General features: G+C 71.5%; 11 protein-coding genes. 4 read left to right on the top strand and 7 right to left on the bottom strand.

Going from position 1 to position 17,680, the window contains the following annotated elements; all coding sequences use genetic code 11:
* Positions 1–17: 17 nt before the first annotated feature.
* Positions 18–2,093, bottom strand: a complete 2,076-nt coding sequence (gene tkt / locus DN051_RS08940; RefSeq protein WP_112438450.1) for a transketolase — start codon at positions 2,091–2,093, stop codon at positions 18–20.
* Positions 2,094–2,311: 218 nt separating this feature from the next.
* Between tkt and DN051_RS08935 the strand changes: the two genes are divergently transcribed.
* Positions 2,312–3,232, top strand: a complete 921-nt coding sequence (locus DN051_RS08935; protein WP_053759188.1) for a helix-turn-helix domain-containing protein — start codon at positions 2,312–2,314, stop codon at positions 3,230–3,232.
* 130 nt (positions 3,233–3,362) lie between these two features.
* Here the strand turns inward: DN051_RS08935 and DN051_RS08930 are convergent, their stop codons facing one another.
* The 6 genes from DN051_RS08930 to DN051_RS08905 all read right to left on the bottom strand — a co-directional run bounded on the left by DN051_RS08930 (position 3,363) and on the right by DN051_RS08905 (position 12,372).
* Positions 3,363–4,760, bottom strand: a complete 1,398-nt coding sequence (locus tag DN051_RS08930) for a glycoside hydrolase family 16 protein (protein ID WP_053759085.1) — start codon at positions 4,758–4,760, stop codon at positions 3,363–3,365.
* Positions 4,761–5,228: 468 nt separating this feature from the next.
* Entirely contained in the window at positions 5,229–8,144 is a 2,916-nt protein-coding gene (locus tag DN051_RS08925; protein ID WP_053759084.1) for a glycoside hydrolase family 2 TIM barrel-domain containing protein, read from the bottom strand.
* Positions 8,144–8,980 carry a carbohydrate ABC transporter permease gene (locus DN051_RS08920; protein ID WP_112438449.1) on the bottom strand — a complete coding sequence of 279 codons (837 nt, stop codon included), beginning with the start codon at positions 8,978–8,980 and terminating at the stop codon, positions 8,144–8,146. Before DN051_RS08920 ends, DN051_RS08925 begins: the two co-directional genes overlap by 1 nt.
* Positions 8,981–8,994: 14 nt before the next feature.
* A complete protein-coding gene (locus DN051_RS08915) occupies positions 8,995–9,957 on the bottom strand; it encodes a carbohydrate ABC transporter permease (RefSeq protein WP_053759082.1) in 963 nt (320 codons plus the stop codon).
* Positions 9,957–11,243 carry an ABC transporter substrate-binding protein gene (locus tag DN051_RS08910; RefSeq protein ID WP_053759081.1) on the bottom strand — a complete coding sequence of 429 codons (1,287 nt, stop codon included), beginning with the start codon at positions 11,241–11,243 and terminating at the stop codon, positions 9,957–9,959. Before DN051_RS08910 ends, DN051_RS08915 begins: the two co-directional genes overlap by 1 nt.
* A 55-nt stretch (positions 11,244–11,298) precedes the next feature.
* Positions 11,299–12,372: a carbohydrate kinase family protein gene (locus DN051_RS08905; protein ID WP_053759080.1), complete on the bottom strand. Its 1,074-nt coding sequence runs from the start codon at positions 12,370–12,372 to the stop codon at positions 11,299–11,301.
* Positions 12,373–12,499: 127 nt separating this feature from the next.
* Between DN051_RS08905 and DN051_RS08900 the strand changes: the two genes are divergently transcribed.
* From DN051_RS08900 to DN051_RS08890, 3 genes are read left to right on the top strand one after another with little or no spacing between them, the layout of a single operon-like run.
* On the top strand, positions 12,500–13,264 hold the full coding sequence (locus DN051_RS08900) for a DeoR/GlpR family DNA-binding transcription regulator (protein ID WP_053759079.1): 765 nt from the start codon (positions 12,500–12,502) through the stop codon (positions 13,262–13,264).
* Positions 13,261–14,601: a 6-phospho-beta-glucosidase gene (locus tag DN051_RS08895; RefSeq protein ID WP_053759078.1), complete on the top strand. Its 1,341-nt coding sequence runs from the start codon at positions 13,261–13,263 to the stop codon at positions 14,599–14,601. The genes DN051_RS08900 and DN051_RS08895 overlap by 4 nt, the downstream gene beginning before the upstream one ends.
* Before the next feature lie 21 nt (positions 14,602–14,622).
* On the top strand, positions 14,623–17,676 hold the full coding sequence (locus DN051_RS08890) for an alpha-mannosidase (protein ID WP_112438448.1): 3,054 nt from the start codon (positions 14,623–14,625) through the stop codon (positions 17,674–17,676).
* Positions 17,677–17,680: the final 4 nt, after the last annotated feature.

Here is a 17,680-nt window from a genome sequence, read left to right as displayed (position 1 = left end):
TCTTTCTGGCGATCGGATCAACCACGCGCGGCAGCGAGCGATTCCCGGGCTGCGGCGGTGACGTTCTCGGCGGTGAAGCCGAACTCGGCGAACAGGGTCTTCGCATCGGCGGAGGCGCCGAAGTGTTCGAGGGAGACGATGCGTCCTGCGTCACCTACGAACCGGTACCACGTCAGGCCCACTCCCGCCTCGACAGCCACACGCGCCTTCACGGACGGCGGAAGGACACTGTCGCGGTACTCCGGGGACTGCTCCTCGAACCACTCCACGGACGGCATCGACACCACCCGGGCGCCGATTCCCTCGGCCTCCAGCCGCTCACGGGCGGCCACGGCGAGCTGCACCTCGGAGCCGGTGGCGATGAGGACCACGTCCGGGACCGGCGTGGAGGAGTCGAACAGGACGTAACCGCCGCGGGCCGCGTCCGCGTTGGGCTCGTACGTCGGTACGCCCTGTCGGGTGAGGGCGAGGCCGTGCGGCGCGGGGTGGGTGGAGTGCCGCTTGAGGATCTCGGCCCAGGCGATCGCGGTCTCGTTGGCGTCGGCCGGACGGACGATGTTCAGGCCCGGGATGGCGCGCAGCGAGGCCAGGTGCTCGACCGGCTGGTGGGTCGGGCCGTCCTCGCCGAGACCGATGGAGTCGTGCGTCCAGACGTAGGTCACCGGAAGCTGCATCAGCGCGGACATCCGGACGGCGTTGCGCATGTAGTCGGAGAACACCAGGAAGGTGCCGCCGTAGATGCGGGTGTTGCCGTGCAGCGCGATGCCGTTCATCTCGGCCGCCATCGAGAACTCGCGGATGCCGAAGTGCACCGTGCGGCCGTACGGGTCGGCCTCGGGCAGCGGATTGCCCTCGGGCAGGAAGGACGAGGACTTGTCGATGGTCGTGTTGTTGGAGCCGGCCAGGTCGGCCGATCCGCCCCACAGCTCCGGGACGACCGGGCCGAGCGCCTGGAGCACCTTGCCGGAGGCGGCGCGGGTGGCGACCGCCTTGCCGGGCTCGAAGACGGGGAGCTTCTCCTCCCACCCGGTGGGCAGCTCGCCCCTGCTGATGCGGTCGAACTCGGCGGCGCGCTCCGGCCGGGCGAGGCGCCACTCGGCGATCCGGCGGTCCCAGGCGGCGTGCGCCTCGGCGCCCCGGTCCAGTGCCCGGCGGGTGTGGGCGAGGACCTCGCCGGAGACCTCGAAGGTCCGCTCCGGGTCGAAGCCGAGGACGCGCTTGGTGGCCGCGATCTCCTCGTCGCCGAGGGCGGAGCCGTGCGAGGCCTCGGTGTTCTGGGCGTTCGGCGCGGGCCAGGCGATGATCGTGCGCAGCGCGACGATGGAGGGGCGGCCGGTCTCGGCCTGCGCCGCCCGGAGCGCCTCGTACAGCGCGGGCACGTCGATGTCGCCGCTCTCGGCGGGCTCGACGCGCTGCGTGTGCCAGCCGTACGCCTCGTACCGCTTGAGGACGTCCTCGGAGAACGCGGTCGCGGTGTCGCCCTCGATGGAGATGTGGTTGTCGTCGTAGAGGAAGACGAGGTTGCCGAGCTTCTGGTGGCCGGCCAGGGAGGAGGCCTCGGCGGAGACGCCCTCCTCCAGGTCGCCGTCGGAGACGATCGCCCAGACGGTGTGGTCGAAGGGCGATGCGCCGGCCGGCGCGTCCGGGTCGAACAGGCCGCGTTCGTAGCGGGCGGCCATCGCCATGCCGACCGCGTTGGCGACGCCCTGGCCGAGCGGGCCGGTGGTGGTCTCGACGCCCGCGGTGTGCCCGTACTCCGGGTGGCCCGGCGTCCTCGAACCGTGGGTGCGGAACGCCTTGAGGTCGTCCAGCCCCAGCTCGTACCCGGCGAGGTAGAGCTGTGTGTACAGGGTCAGCGAGGTGTGCCCGGGGGAGAGGACGAAGCGGTCACGGCCCGCCCACTCCGGATCGGCGGGGTCGTGCCTCATCACCTTCTGAAAGATCGTGTACGCCGCCGGGGCGAGGCTCATCGCGGTGCCGGGGTGCCCGTTCCCGACCTTCTGCACGGCGTCGGCCGCCAGCAGCCGGGCGGTGTCGACGGCACGCCGGTCGAGGTCGGTCCACTCCGGACGGTCGGGTGTCTGCGTGCTCATCTGTAGGCAGTCCTCTTCAAAAGGTCAACTGAACCGGCGTTTCCGCTGGTCGGACGTGTTCGACCTTAAAAGTCTGACTTTTTTGCGGGAAGGTCGAGGTGTGTCAGCCTGTGGTGAAAGTGGGACACAGACCGACGAGGACCGGCCCGCTGGGGCCGGTCCGGCGCAACTGTGACCTGACAGGCGTGACAGGTGTGACAGACATGGGTGTGGCGGAGATGGCGGACAGGTTCGACGAAGACGGCGACGACGGCGACGGCATCCGGACGTTCGCCTTTCCGGCCGACCGCGGCCTCAGCGGCGTCGGCATGCAGATAGGCCCGATGGGCGACCGCGACGCCTGGTGCGCCGAGGCTCCACCGGACCGCATCCACCGCATCGACTTCCACATCGTGATGTTCTTCAGCGGCGGTCCGGTCCGCCACATGATCGACTTCACCGAGTACGAGGCGAGCGCCGGCGACGTGCTGTGGATCCGCCCGGGCCAGGTGCACCGCTTCACGGCGAGCAGCGAGTACCGCGGAACCGTCCTGAGCATGCAGCCCGGATTCCTGCCCCGTGCCACGGTCGAGGCGACCGGCCTGTACCGCTACGACCTGCCGCCGCTGCTGCGCCCCGACGAACCCCGGCTCACCGCCCTGCGTGCCGCCCTCGCGCACCTCCAGGACGAGTACGAGGACACGGCGACCCTCCCGCTCAGCCTGCACACGGCCGTCCTGCGCCACTCCCTGTCCGCGTTCCTGCTGCGCCTCGCCCATCTCGCGGCGAGCTCGGCCGAGGAGGCCGGGCGGCAGGCGGACACCACGTTCACCCTGTTCCGCGACGCGGTGGAGCGGGGTTTCGCCACCAACCACAGCGTCAGCGCCTACGCCGAAGCCCTCGGCTACTCCCGGCGCACCCTGGTCCGCGCGGTGCGCGCCGCGACCGGTGACACGCCGAAGGCCTTCATCGACAAGCGGGTGGTCCTGGAGGCCAAACGCCTCCTTGCCCACAGCGACCGGACCATCGGACGGGTCGGCGCCGCAGTCGGCTTCCCGGACGCGGCGAACTTCTCCAAGTTCTTCCACCAGCACGCGGACACGACACCGGCCGCCTTCCGGGCGGAACTGCGCCAGGACCTCGGCGGGCCCGAGGTCTGAGGTCCGGGGCCGGTCGGCGGAGCGCGGCCGGGGCTGGACCGGCAGGCGGCCGGCGCCCCCGCCGGGCCGGAGAACCGCGTGCGCCCCGGACCGGCCGGGGCGCACTGTTCCACGGTGGGGAAGGTGCGGGTCAGCGGCCGAAGCTGAACCAGTTCACGTTCACGAAGTCGGCCGGCTGACCACTGGTGAAGGTCAGGTACACATCGTGCTTGCCCGTGACGGAGCTGATGTTCGCCGGGACGGTCCGCCAGGACTGCCAGCCGCCCGTGTTGCCGACGGAGAAGCTTCCGACCGGCGCGTTGGAACGGCTGTCCAGGCGTACCTCGACCAGACCGCTCACGCCCGCGCCCGCACCGCTGGCCACCCGGGCGTTGAACTGGGTGGCGGACCCGGAGCCGAAGTCGACACCCCGGTACAGGGCCCAGTCGCCGTTGGCCAGCGCGCCGATGTTCTGGCCGCCGCCCGAGTCGGAGGTGCCCTCGGTCAGCGTGCCGGACTGGCCGTCGAACGACTCCGCCTGGATGGCGCCGTAGGCGTCACGGCTGCCGGTGGGGGGCGGCGTGGTACCGCCCCCACCGGCCGACAGCACCTGCACGTAGTCGACGACCATGGGGATTCCCGGCACCGTGGCGCCGTCCGGGCCGCCGCCGAAGGCGTTGACGAATCCGCCGCCCATCGCGACGTTCAGGATGATGTAGAAGCCGTGGTCGGTGGCGTTCGACCAGGTCGTGGCGTCGACCTGGTTCTCGCGCACGGTGTGGTAGTTGACGTCGTCGACGTAGAAGCGGATCTCCTCCACGCTCGTCGAGCGGTCCCACTCCATCCGGTAGGTGTGGAAGCCGGACTGGCACGTGCTGCCGGGACAGGCCGTGGAACCGCCCAGGCCGGTGGTCTCGTTGCAGGGACCGCCGGGTGAGGTGCCGCAGTGCATCGTCGCCCAGACGGTGTTCAGGCCCTGGACGTTCTCCAGGATGTCCAGTTCGCCGACGGCCGGCCAGTTCCAGTAGTTGCCGCGGTAAGGGGCACCGAGCATCCAGAAGGCGGGCCAGTAGCCGCGGGCGGCGGTGCCGGTGACGTTCGGCATCTGGATACGGGCCTCGACCCGGAGCCGGCCGCCCGCCGGGGGCTCGAAGTCGGTGCGCCTGGTCTCGATGCGGCCGGAGGTCCAGTTGCCGGCCGAGTCGCGCCGCGGCGTGATGCGCAGGTTGCCGCTGCCGTCGAGCGCCACGTTGTTCGTGCTCGACGTCATCGTCTCGATCTCGCCGGTGCCCCAGTTGGCGGGGCCGCCCGGGTAAGAGGTCCCGGTCGCGTACTGCCAGTCGGAGGTGTTGACGCCGCTGCCCGCGGAGCCGTTGAAGTCGTCGACGAAGACCTGGGTCCAGCCGGACGGGGGAGTCGGCGCGGCGGCGGTCGCCGACGGCGTCACGGCCGTGGCGGCGACCGCCGCGAGGCCCAGCGTGCTGAGCACGGCGACCAGGGCCCGTCTGACGGACCCTCGTCTGCCGGGAGTGCCGGAGGGTTCACTCATCGGATTGCCTCTCGGTACGGGTGTGGGTGCACGGATACCGGTCCGGGAGCGCCGTACGGTCTTGAGAGCGCTCTCAAACGATGGCTGCGCGGCCAATGTGCTCCCGGGTACTGCCGCCGTCAAGAGGTGCAGCCGAGAAAGTCCTTACGGGGTACGAGAGTTCAAGTGCTGAAGGGGGAAATGTGCCGCGCCGTCCGGCTCGGACCACGTCGGCGAAGCCGGGGCGGCAGCAGCGCCGGTGCCGGGCCCGGGATCCCGGGTGACCGGGGCCCCGGCATGGCCGTGTCGTGCGGGTTCCGGCTGACGGCCGGTCACCGTTCTTCCAGGTGTCGAAGGCGATCCGACGGGGGTCCGAGCCGAGGGTGATCCGGAACGGCCGGACCTCGGCGAACAACCCGTCCCTCGGCCCGCCGGCGGCGAGCCGGCCCGCGTCGCCGTGAGGCGGGCCGGCTCGCCGGGGGCGGGCCGTCACAGAGCCCGCAGGATCCAGCCCCAGCGGTGCGTGCCGGTCGGGACGAGGTACGACGCGAAGGTGTCGGGCCCGCACGAGGCGGTGCCCAGGCCCCGGTGGGCGGCGTCGATGTGCACGACGCAGCCCTCGCGCGGGACGAGTTCGTCGTGGTGCGCGGCGGCGGCGAGGTCCGCGGCACGGTACCGGGTGACGGACACCTGGCTGGGCCGGTCCAGTCGGACGGCCAGCCCCGTCGCGTCCGGCGCGGACAGCGTGAAGTGCCGCACGCCGTGCCGGCCGCCGCTCTCCTGCGGACGCAGATAGGGGGTGAACAGGTCGTCCACGGGGAGCGAGTGATGGCCGACCGGCGCGGTGGCGCGGTCCGGATACGACTCCCAGGGCCCCGGCCCGAACCAGTCCAGCAGCTCCGGCCCGGCCACCGTCTCGAACACCGACCCGACCCGGGCCACGTCGTACAGCGCCTCGGGCAGTTCGGCGGTCTCCTCGACCCGGATGCCGCCCTCGACCGCGGTGAGGACCTGCTCGTGCCGGACCACCGCGGTCCCGAAGGCGTACTCGGCGAGGACACCCACGCTCGCGCCGTCCCGGCGCACCGCGACCAGCCGGCGGACCGGCGCGTCAAGGCCCCACTCCCGCCAGCGGTCCGCCATACCGCCCAGCTCGTCGTTGTCGGTGGGGGCCCGCCACAGGGACAGGGTGGGCGCGGACCGCAGCAGCGGGTGCACGAGCAGTCCGTCCGCGTCGACCTCCACGGTCCGCTCGGGCACGGCGACGGCCTCGCGCACGGGCCGCGGCCTGAGCCGCACCTGGGGCAGACACACCACCGTGCCGCGCGGCGCCCACGCTTCGTCCCGCGCGGTGGTCACCCTCAGCGTCAGCCAGGCCTCGCCCCCGTCGTCCGGCAGGTCCAGCGGCAGCGGTACGGCGGCCGTCTCCCCCGGACGCAGGTCGGGCAGTTCGGCCGGCGCCGTCAGCGTGCGTCCGTCGGCGAGCGACAGCAGCCACTCGCCGCTCAGCCAGTCCAGGCCGCGGAAGTGCTGGTGGTTGCCGATGACCGGCCCCTCGTGCCGGAAGCTCTCCAGCCGGACCGGCGCCGCGATCTCGCGGTGCTCGTACAGCACCGGCTTGGGCGTGCGGTCCGGGAACACCACGCCGTCGGCGATGAACGCGCCGTCGTGCGGCGTGTCGCCGAAGTCGCCGCCGTACGCCCAGCGGTGGCCGGGCGCGGCGACGCCGTCGCTGTAGCGCCCGGCGCCCGCGCGCCCGGCCGGTCTTCCGTCGCTCACGCGCTGCAGAATGCCGTGGTCCCAGAACTCCCAGATGAAGCCGCCCTGAAGACCGGGTGTGGCCTCGATGGCGGCCCAGTGGTCGGCGAGCGTGCCGTTGCTGTTGCCCATCGCGTGGGAGTACTCGCACTGGATGAGCGGCTTGGTCTGCTTGCCGGAGAGCGCGTGCGCCACGCAGTCCTCGAGCGGCGCGTACATCGGGCAGGCGATGTCCGAGGCGACGTCCGGATCCGCCCAGCCCCGCTTGGCCGCGCCCTCGTACTGCACCGGCCGGGTCGGGTCGTGCCGGCGCACCCAGCCGGCCGCCGCGTCGTGGTTCGCGCCGTAGTCGGACTCGTTGCCCAGCGACCAGATGATGACCGAGGGGTGGTTCTTGTCCCGCAGCACCATCCGGGAGACCCGGTCGACGAAGGCGTTCAGATAGCGCGGGTCGTCGGCGATCTCGTGCGCGTGGTCGTGGCTCTCGATGTCCGCCTCGTCGACCACGTAGAGGCCGAACTCGTCGGCGATGTCGTACAGGGCGGGGTCGTTCGGGTAGTGCGCGGTGCGCACGGCGTTGAAGCCGAAGCGCTTGAGCAGCGCGAGGTCGGCCCGCATGTCGTCGTGCGACACGGTCCGGCCGGTCAGCGGGTGGAAGTCGTGCCGGTTGACGCCCCGGATGAACACCCGCTCGCCGTTGATCAGCAGATCCCGTCCGGCGATCTCGACGTCGCGGAATCCGACGCGGTGGTACGAGGTGTCGGCGACCGTCCCGTCCGGGCGGTGCAGCCGGACGGTCAGCCCGTACAGCTCGGGCGTCTCGGCCGTCCAGGTGCGCACGTCGGGCACGGTCGCCCGCAGCCGGGCCTCGCCGAGGAAGGCGGAGACCCGCTCGTCCTCGGCGTTGGCCCGGTCGAACGTGGTGTCCTGGGCGACCGCCAGGCCGTCCAGGTCGCCGCTGACGTGCCAGCCCTCGGGCAGCGCGCCGGCCGCGTCACGCACCCGGCAGTCCACCCGCAGCTCACCGTCGGCCCGGGCCAGCACGGTCACGTCCGCCAGGTGCAGCGGGTCCGTCGCGTACAGCAGCACCGGGCGGGTGATGCCGCCGTGCCACCACTGGTCCTGGTCCTCCAGGTGGGAGGCGTCCGACCACTTCACGACGGTCAGACGCAGCACCGCCCGGTCACCGGCGCGCACCACGGCCGTCAGGTCGAACTCGGCGGCCAGGTGCGAGTCCTTGGAGACTCCGACGGGCCGGCCGTCCACCTGCACCAGCAGCACGCTCTCGGCCGCGCCCACCTGGAGCACGATCCGCCGCCCGGCCCACTCGGCGGGCACGTCCACCGTCCGCTCGTACACCCCGGTCGGGTTGGCGGCGGGGGAGTGGGGCGGGAACTCCGCGAACGGCATCCGCACATTGGTGTAGTGCGGCAGGTCGTCGGTGTCCTGGAGGGTCCAGGCTCCGGGGACGTGGGCCGTCGACCACGTCTCGCCCACCGGCGCGTCGGGCGACGGCAGCAGCTGGAAGTGCCAGTCGCCGTCCAGGGAGAGGGAGGGGTGGCGCCGGTCGACACCGGACATCGCCAGCCGCCCCCAGGAGGTCACCTCGGGTGCCTCCCAGGGACGCAGCGCCCGTAGCGGGTCCATCAGCGGATGGCTCCCTTGCCGAGGTCGCCGATGATCTGGCGGGCGCCGATCGCGAAGACGATCAGCAGCGGGACGAGGGCCAGCAGCGCGCCGGTCATCACCATTCCGTAGTCGGTCGTGCCGTGGCTGCCGTTGAGCTGGGACAGGGCCACCTGGAGGGTCACGTTGTCCGGGTCGGTCAGCGCGATCAGGGGCCAGGCGTAGTCGTTCCACTGGCCCATGAAGGTGAAGATGCCGAGGAAGGCCAGACCCGGGCGGACCACCGGCAGCGCCACGTGCCAGTACTGGCGCAGGAATCCGGCTCCGTCGAGCCGGGAGGCGTCGAGCAGTTCGTCGTGGATGGCGCCCTTCATGTACTGGCGCATCCAGAAGATGCCGAACGCGTTGGCCGCGGCCGGGACGATCAGCGAGGTCATCGAGCCGATCCAGCCGATCTTCGCCATGATCACGAACTGCGGGATGGCCGCCAGCTGCGCCGGCACCATGAAGATGACCATGAGCAGCCCGAACAGCGCATTGCGGCCAGGGAACTCGAACTTGGCGAAGACGAACGCCGCCAGCGAGTCGAAGAACAGCACCAGCACGGTCACGCAGGTCGCGACCAGCAGCGAGTTGAACATCGACCCGAAGAAGTCGATGTTGTCGAAGAGGTTGCGGACGTTCTCCAGGAAATGCGGGCCGGGCAGCAGCTTCGGCGGGTAGGAGAAGATCTCCGTCGACGTGTGCGTCGACATGATCACGGCCCAGTAGAACGGGAAGGCCGAGATCAACAGGCCGATGACGAGGACCGCGTGCAGGGCCAGTCCCCGGCGTCGGGAACCCTTGATGGTTGCCATGGTGACCGGCCTCCCTATTCTTCGCCCCGGCGCTGCACCAGGCGCCAGTTGATGATCGAGAAGAGGACGACGACGAGGAAGATCCCCCACGCCACGGCGGCGCCGTAGCCGAAGTCGTTGTTGTCGAAGGTCTGCTGGAAGAAGTAGAGGACCATCGTCCGGCCCGCGTGGTCCGGGCCGCCCGCGAAGGCCGACTCGTTGGTGTTGGTCTGGAGCAGCACCTGCGGTTCGGCGAAGCTCTGCAGACCGGTGATCGTCGAGACGACGAGCACGAACAGCAGCACCGGCCGCATCAGCGGCAGCGTGATCCGGAAGAACGTCTGCACGGGACCGGCGCCGTCCATCCGGGCCGCCTCGTACAGTTCGCCCGGGACGGTCTGGAGCCCGGCGAGGAAGATGATCGCGTTGTAGCCGGTCCACTGCCAGGTCATCAGCGTCGCGACGGCGACCTTGATGCCCCACGGCGTGTTCAGCCACGCCACCTGGTCCAGCCCGACCGCCTGCAACAGGGCGTTCATCAGGCCGAAGTTGGTGGAGAAGACCGAGCCGAAGATGATGGCGACCGCGACGATCGAGGTCACGTTCGGCAGGAAGTACGCGAAGCGGTAGACGTTCTTGAACCGCACCGCCGAGTTGAGCATCACCGCCGTCACCATCGCCAGGAAGATCATGGGGAAGGTGGCCAGCGCCCAGATGATGAGCGTGTTGCCGATCGAGCTCCAGAAGTCGGCGTCGGCCAGCAGGTACTTGTACTGCGACAGGCCCGCCCACTCCATCGAGCCGAGGCCGTCCCAGCGGTGGAAGGACAGGAACAGCGAGAAGCCGACCGGTACCAGGCCGAAGGCGAGGAAGAGCAGGTAGAAGGGCGAGATCGCGGCGTACAGCCGCCAGTGGCTCAGGATCCCCTTCTTCGGGTGGACGACCGGGGCCTCGGCCACGGGCGCCGGGGGCCGGTCGACGACGGGCACGGTGGCCATCAGAGGTTCACCCCCAGGTGGTCGGCGATGCGCCGGCACTTGCTCATGGCGTCCCTCCAGGCCTTCTCCGGGTCCTTGCCGAGGACGCCGACGTTCTTGATCTCGTCCCGGATCGGCTGCCCGAGGGCGATGTCGTACGGGCTGTTGTGGGCGACCGGGATCTGCTCGGCGGCCGGACCGTAGACGTCCATCGTGATCTGGTCGCCGAAGAACGGGTCCGGCTCGCGCAGCTTGCTCATCGCGTAGGAGGCGGGGGTCGAGGGGAAGAGACCGGCCTCGACGAAGCCGTGCGCCTGGTTCTCCGGACTGAGCATCCAGGTGATGATCTCGAAGGCCCGCTCGGGCTCCCGGCACGCCTTGGTGATCGCGAGGAACGAGCCGCCGACGTTCGAGGGGCCGCCCGGGCAGTTCGCCACCCGCCATCTGCCCTCGGTCTTCGGGAACTGGAGCTTGAGGTCGCCGGCCGCCCACGAGGCGTTCAGCTGGCTGGGCAGCCGGCCCTTCACGGTGGCGGCGATCGAGTCGGGGGTGCCGGTCACGATGTCCGACACGATCCCGCGCCGCTTGGCCTCCACGGCACGGTCCCAGCAGGCGCGGACGTGCTCCTGGTCGCCGATGAAGTTGCGGTCCTCGTCGACGAAGCGATCGGTTCCCTGGCCGATCGACATCTCGAAGACACTGCCGACGTCGGTCAGGATGAACGTCCCCGGTATCCGCTTCTTCAGCTGCTCACCCGCCGCGAAGAAGCTCTCCCAGGTGCCCAGCTCGGCGGAGACGTCGTCCGGCTCGGAGGGCAGTCCGGCCTTCTCGAAGACGGCGCTCTGGTAGTAGTGCACGACCGGCCCCACGTCGATCGGCAGGCCGATGAGGCTGCCGTCCGGTGCGACGGCCTGCTGCCACTTCCAGTCCAGGTACCGGCTCTTGAGCCGGTCGGCGCCGAGCGTGCGCAGGTCCACGAACTGGTCGGCGTTCGGCAGGTAGGAGGCCATGTCCTCGCCCTTGAGCCCCGCGATGTCGGGGATGTGGGCGCGGCCCGCCAGGGTGGTGATCAGCTTGGACCGGTAGTAGCCGCCGATCTGCTGCGCCTCGAGCGTGACGGTGTCGTCGTAACGGGCCTTGGCCTTCTCGACGACGGTGTCGCTGAGGCCGCCGCTCCAGTACCACAGGACCATGTTGCGTCCGGTCGAACCGGTCGGTACGGCGCAGCCGGAGGTCAGGCCGCCGAGCGCCATGGCGGCCGAACCGGCCAGGCCCGCGCGCAGCAGGCCTCTTCGTGAGAGCAGCACTGCTCTCACCGCCTTTCGGATGTGTGACGTGTGCCAGGGGGTCAGTGGGGGGCTGTCAGTGGGGGTCGCCGTTCGGGGTCGCCCGAGGGTTCGGAGGGGTGACGGGGGCGTGGTGCACGGGCGGCCCCGGGTCGGCGGGGATGCGGTCGTCGAGGAAGCCGTACGCCCGCCGCAGATCGGGGTCGGTGACCGTGCGCCACCAGCGGTCGACGCCGTACCAGCCGGGGGCGGCCAGCGCCCCGCCGTGCCGCCGGACGGACAGCCCGGCGGCGAGCGTCGCGAACCTCAGCCGCTCGTCGAGGGGCCAGCCGCCCAGGGAGGCGGCGACGAAGCTTGCGCCGAAGACGTCCCCGGCGCCCGTGGCGTCCAGGACATCGATGTCAAGCGCCGGTACGTCGGCGTATTCGCCGGTGGTCTGGTCGACGGCGACCGCGCCGTCGCCGCCCCGTGTCACCACGGCCACGGGCACCAGGTCGGACAGCGTGCCGAGGGCCGCCACCGCGCTGTCGGTGCGGGTGTAGGCCATCGCCTCGACCTCGTTGGGCAGGAAGGCGTGGCACAGGGCGAGCTGGTCGAGGACGTCGGTGGACCACTGCCGGCTGGGGTCCCAGCCGACGTCGGCGTAGATCCGGGTGCCGTTGGCGGCCGCCTTGGCCAGCCAGGCGTGGGGTTCGGCCTCGATGTGCACCAGGGCGGTGCGTGCCTCGGGCGGGTCGCCCATGAGGTCGTCCTGGGAGCAGGGGGGTGTGCTGCCGTGGGTCACCAGGGCCCGGTCGTGCACGGGGGCGCCGCCGGGCCGGCGCGGGGCGCCGGGGAGCGCGAGCGAGACGGAGACCGGGGTGGGCCAGCCCTCGGCGGTGCGGGACAGGGAGAGGTCGATCCCCTCCTGGCCGGCCAGGACGCCGCGGCAGTACGTGCCGTAGAAGTCGTCGCCGAAGACGGTGGCCAGGGAGGTCCGCAGGCCGAGGCGCGAGGCGGCGACCGCGAGGTTGGCGATGCCGCCGGGGCTGCTGCCCATGCCCGCGGTCCAGATCTCCTCGCCCGGCGTCGGCGGCCCGCCGAGCCCTGTCAGGACGAGGTCGTAGAAGAGGAGCCCGGTCAGCAGCACATCGGGCCGGTCGTCGTCCACGCGACATCCCCTTCGTCAAAAGTCTTCATTTCGGTGACCGGAATCGTGCGTCGCTTCGGGAGATTGGTCAATACCCGAGCAGAACTGAGCATAGAAATGATTGAAGATGACGAGTAGTGTTCGTGTCGTGCTGGCAGAACGACGACACCAACTCATCCTGCGGGCCTTGCGCTCCGGCGGTCCCGCAGCCGTGACCGATCTCTCCGGGCAACTGGGTGTGAGCCCCGCCACCATCCGGCGCGATCTGCTCAGACTGGAGGAGGAAGGCCTGCTCACGCGGGTGCACGGCGGCGCTGTCGTGGAGGAGGGCGACCAGCCCTTCGCCGAGGTCGCCGAGGTGCGCGTGTCCGAGAAGGACGCCATCGCCGCGCGCGCGGCGGCCCTGGTCCAGGACGGTCAGTCGGTGCTGCTCGACATCGGCACCACCGCCTACCGGCTGGCCCGCCAGCTGCACGGCCGCCGCCTCACCGTGATCACCAGCAACCTGGTGGTCTACGAGGAACTGGCCGACGACGAGGGCATCGAGCTGGTGCTGCTCGGCGGCATGGTCCGCCGTGAGTACCGCTCCCTGGTCGGCTTCCTCACCGAGGACAATCTGCGTCAGCTGCACGCGGACTGGGTGTTCCTCGGCACGAGCGGGGTGCGGCCGGGCGGACAGGTGATGGACACCACGGTCGTCGAGGTGCCGGTGAAACGGGCCATGATCAACGCCGGAGACCGGGTCGTGCTGCTCGCCGATTCGGCGAAGTTCCCGGGCACGGGAATGGCGAAGGTCTGTGGCCCCGAGGAACTGGACGTGGTCGTGACGGACACGGCCGTCGAACCGGCGACCGGCACCGCGCTGCGGGAAGCCGGCGTCGAGGTGGTCGTGGCGGGAAGGGTGCAGGCGTGAAGCTGACGATTCTGGGCGGTGGCGGATTCCGGGTGCCGCTCGTGTACGGGGCGCTCCTCGGGGACCACGCCGAGGGCCGGGTGACGCGGGTCGTGCTGCACGACCTGGACGCGCGCAGACTGTCCGCGGTCACCCGCGTGCTCGCCGAGCAGGCCGCCGGGGTGCCCGACGCCCCCGAGGTGACGGCCACGACCGATCTGGACGAGGCGCTGCGCGGCGCCGACTTCGTCTTCTCCGCGATCCGCGTCGGCGGCCTCCAGGGCCGCGCCGACGACGAGCGGGTGGCGCTCGGGCAGGACGTCCTCGGCCAGGAGACGGTCGGCGCCGGCGGTATCGCCTACGGCCTGCGCACGGTGCCCGTCGCCGTCGACATCGCACGACGCGTCGCCCGTCTGGCACCCGACGCCTGGGTGATCAACTTCACCAACCCGGCCGGCCTGGTCACCGAGGCGATGTCGCACCACCTGGGCGACCGCGTCATCGGCATCTGCGACTCACCCGTGGGACTCGGCCGCCGGATCGCCCGCGTGCTCGGCGTGCGCAACCCGGCGGAGGCCTGGATCGACTACGTCGGCCTCAACCACCTCGGCTGGGTGCGCGGACTGCGGGTCGAGGGCCGCGACGAACTCCCGCGCCTGCTCGCCGACCGCGACCTGCTGTCCTCCTTCGAGGAGGGCAAGCTGTTCGGCGCCGACTGGCTCCAGTCGCTGGGCGCGATCCCCAACGAGTACCTGCACTACTACTACTTCAACCGGGAAGCGGTGCGCGCCTACCAGGAGGCCGAGCGGACCCGCGGCGCCTTCCTGCACGACCAGCAGGCCCGCTTCTACGAGCGGATGGCCGACCCGGACGCCGCCGCCCTGGACGTGTGGGACGCCACCCGCGCCGAGCGCGAGGCCACCTACATGGCGGAGAACCGCGAGACCGCCGGCGCCGGCGAACGCGACGCCGACGACCTCTCCGGCGGCTACGAGAAGGTGGCGCTGGCACTCATGCGGGCCATCGCCCGGGACGAGCGCACCACCCTGATCCTCAACGTCCGCAACCGGAGCACGCTCTCGGTGCTCGACTCCGAGGCGGTCATCGAGGTGCCCTGCCTGGTCGACGCCAACGGCGCCCACCCGGTCGCCGTCGCCCCGCTGCCCGCCCACGCCACCGGCCTGGTCTGCGCTGTGAAGGCGGTCGAGCGCGAGGTGCTGGCCGCCGCCGCGTCCGGCTCGCGCGGCGCGGCCGTGAAGGCCTTCGCGCTGCACCCGCTCGTCGACTCCGTGAACGTGGCCCGCCGGCTGGTCGACGGCTACACCGCCGTCCACCCCGGCCTCTCGTACCTCAAGTAGTCCTGTCAGGAGACCCCGCTCATGCACGATGAACGCCGCCGGATCGAGGAGCGCGTGCAGCGCGTCCACAACCAGCGCATCAAGCCCGCGGTGTACGCCGCCGCCGTCCCGCTGACGGTCGAGGCCTGGCAGGCACCCGGCGAACCCGTCCCCTTCACCGAGGCCGCCGCGGCCGCCTACGAGCCGTTCGCCATGGACACCCCCTGGGGCCCGCCCTGGGGCACCACCTGGTTCCGCATGCGCGGCCGGGTGCCCGCAGAGTGGGCCGGCCGGCGCGTCGAGACGGTCATCGACCTCGGCTTCGTCGGCGACTGGCCCGGCAACCAGGCCGAGGCGCTCGTCCACCTCCCCGACGGGACACCGCTGAAGGCGGTCAACCCGCAGAACCAGTACGTGCCCGTGGCACGGCCGGCGCAGGGCGGCGAGGAGATCCACTACCTGGTGGAGGCGGCCTCCAACCCCGACATCCTCGCCGGTGACTTCGCGGCCCCCACCCCGCTCGGCGACGTCCTGACCGCCGGTGACAAGCCTCTCTACACCTTCCGCCGCGCCGACCTCGCCGTCCTCGACGAGGAGGTCTGGCACCTCTCGCTGGACGTCCAGGTGCTGCGCGAGCTGATGCTGGAGCTCGGCGAGCACGAGCCGCGCCGCCACGAGATCATGCACGCGCTGGACGCGGCGCTCGACGCCCTCGACTTGGACGACGTCCCCGGCACCGCGGCCGCCGCCCGCGCAGTCCTCGGGCCGGTGCTCGCCCGGCCCGCGCACGCCAGCGCCCACACCCTGTCCGCCGTCGGCCACGCGCACATCGACTCCGCGTGGCTGTGGCCGATCCGCGAGACCAAGCGCAAGACCTCCCGCACCTTCTCCAACGTCACCGCGCTCGCCGAGGAGTACGAGGAGTTCGTCTTCGCCTGCTCGCAGGCCCAGCAGTACGAGTGGGTGCGCGACAACTACCCGAAGGTCTGGGAGCGGATCAAGAAGGCCGTGGCCGACGGCAGCTGGGCGCCGGTCGGCGGCATGTGGGTGGAGGCCGACGGCAACCTGCCCGGCGGCGAGGCGATGGCCCGCCAGCTCATCCACGGCAAGCGTTTCTTCATGGAGCAGTTCGGCATCGAGACCACAGGCGTCTGGCTGCCCGACTCCTTCGGCTACACCGCCGCCTACCCGCAGCTCGCCAAGCTCGCCGGCAACGACTGGTTCCTCACCCAGAAGATCTCCTGGAACCAGACCAACAAGTTCCCCCACCACACCTTCTGGTGGGAGGGCATCGACGGCACCCGCGTCTTCACCCACTTCCCGCCGGTCGACACCTACAACGCCGAGTTCTCCGGCCAGGAGATGGCCCACGCCGTCCGCAACTACCAGGACAAGGGACGCGGTACGACGTCCCTGGCCCCCTTCGGGCACGGCGACGGCGGTGGCGGCCCCACCCGCGAGATGCTCGAACGCGCCCGGCGCCTGGCCGACCTGGAGGGCTCGGCCAAGGTCCGCATCGAGCACCCCGACGCCTTCTTCGCCGCCGCGCGGGAGGAGTACCCCGACGCGCCGGTCTGGGCCGGAGAGCTCTACCTGGAGCTGCACCGCGCCACCTACACCACCCAGGCCCGCACCAAGCAGGGCAACCGCCGCAGCGAACACCGGCTGCGCGAGGCCGAGCTGTGGGCGACGACCGCGGCGCTGCACGCACCGGGCTACTCCTACCCGTACGAGCACCTCGACCGCCTGTGGAAGACCGTCCTGCTCCACCAGTTCCACGACATCCTGCCGGGGTCGTCGATCGCCTGGGTGCACCGCGAGGCGGAGGCGGAGTACGCGCGGGTGGCGCGCGAGCTGGAGGTGATCACCGCCGAGGCCGTGGCCGCGCTGGGCGCGGGCGGCGCACGGGCCTTCAACACCGGTCCGTTCGACCGCGCCGAGGTGGTGCGCACCGACGGGGGCGGAGCCGCGTACGTGGCGGTGCCGGGGAGCGGCAGCGCCCCGCTCGGCAACGCCCGTCCCGAGCGCACCGTGGAGGTATCCGACCGCGTCCTGGACAACGGACTGGTCCGCGTCGAACTGGCCGACGACGGCACCCTCGCCTCCGTGCGCGACCTGCGCGCCGGCCGCGAGGTGCTCGCCGGCCCCGGCAACCTGCTCCGGCTGCACAGCGACCTGCCCAACTACTGGGACGCCTGGGACATCGACAAGCACTACCAGAACCGCTACACCGACCTCCTGGACACCGAGTCCGTGACGGTCGTCGAGCCGGACGGCCTCGTCGGGTCGATCCGGGTGACCCGCGCCTTCGGCAACGGCTCGACCGTCACCCAGACGATCAGCCTGCGCTCGGGCAGCCCCCGGATCGACTTCGAGACCGAGATCGACTGGCACGAGGCCGAGAAGATCCTCAAGGCGGGCTTCCCGGTCGACATCCGGGCCCCGCACTCCTCCGCGGAGATCCAGTTCGGCCACGTCCAGCGGCCCACGCACACCAACACCAGCTGGGAGGCGGCCCGCTTCGAGGTCTCCGGACACCGCTGGGTGCACATCGGCGAACCCGGCTACGGGGTCGCGGTCCTCAACGACTCCACCTACGGCCACGACGTCTCCCGCACGGTCCGCGAGGACGGCGGCACCACCACCACCGTCCGGCTCAGCCTGGTGCGCGCCCCGCGCGTCCCGGACCCCGAGGCCGACCAGGGGCGGCACCGCTTCACCTACTCCCTCCTGCCGGGCGCCACGATCGAGGACGCGGTCCGGGAGGGCTACGCCCTCAACCTGCCGCTGCGCGTCGCGGACGCGGCGGGCGCGCCGGAACCGGTCGTGTCCGCGACCGGCGAGGGTGTCACCGTCGAGACGGTCAAGCTCGCGGACGACCGGTCCGGCGACGTGGTCGTCCGCCTCTACGAGTGCCGCGGCGGCCGCGCCGAAGGGGTGCTGCGCACCGGCTTCCCGCTCGCCGGCGCCCACGTCACCGACCTGCTCGAACGACCGCTGGCCGACGCGCCGTACGACGACGGCGCCGTCCCGGTGACCCTGCGGCCCTTCCAGATCCTGACCCTTCGGCTGCGGCGCGCCGACGCGGGCCGGTAGGGAG

Origin of the sequence: Streptomyces cadmiisoli (assembly GCF_003261055.1) — a bacterium.
Lineage (GTDB): Bacteria > Actinomycetota > Actinomycetes > Streptomycetales > Streptomycetaceae > Streptomyces > Streptomyces cadmiisoli.
Note: the sequence above shows the minus strand (reverse complement) of the source record. Positions and strands in the feature narration are given on the sequence as shown.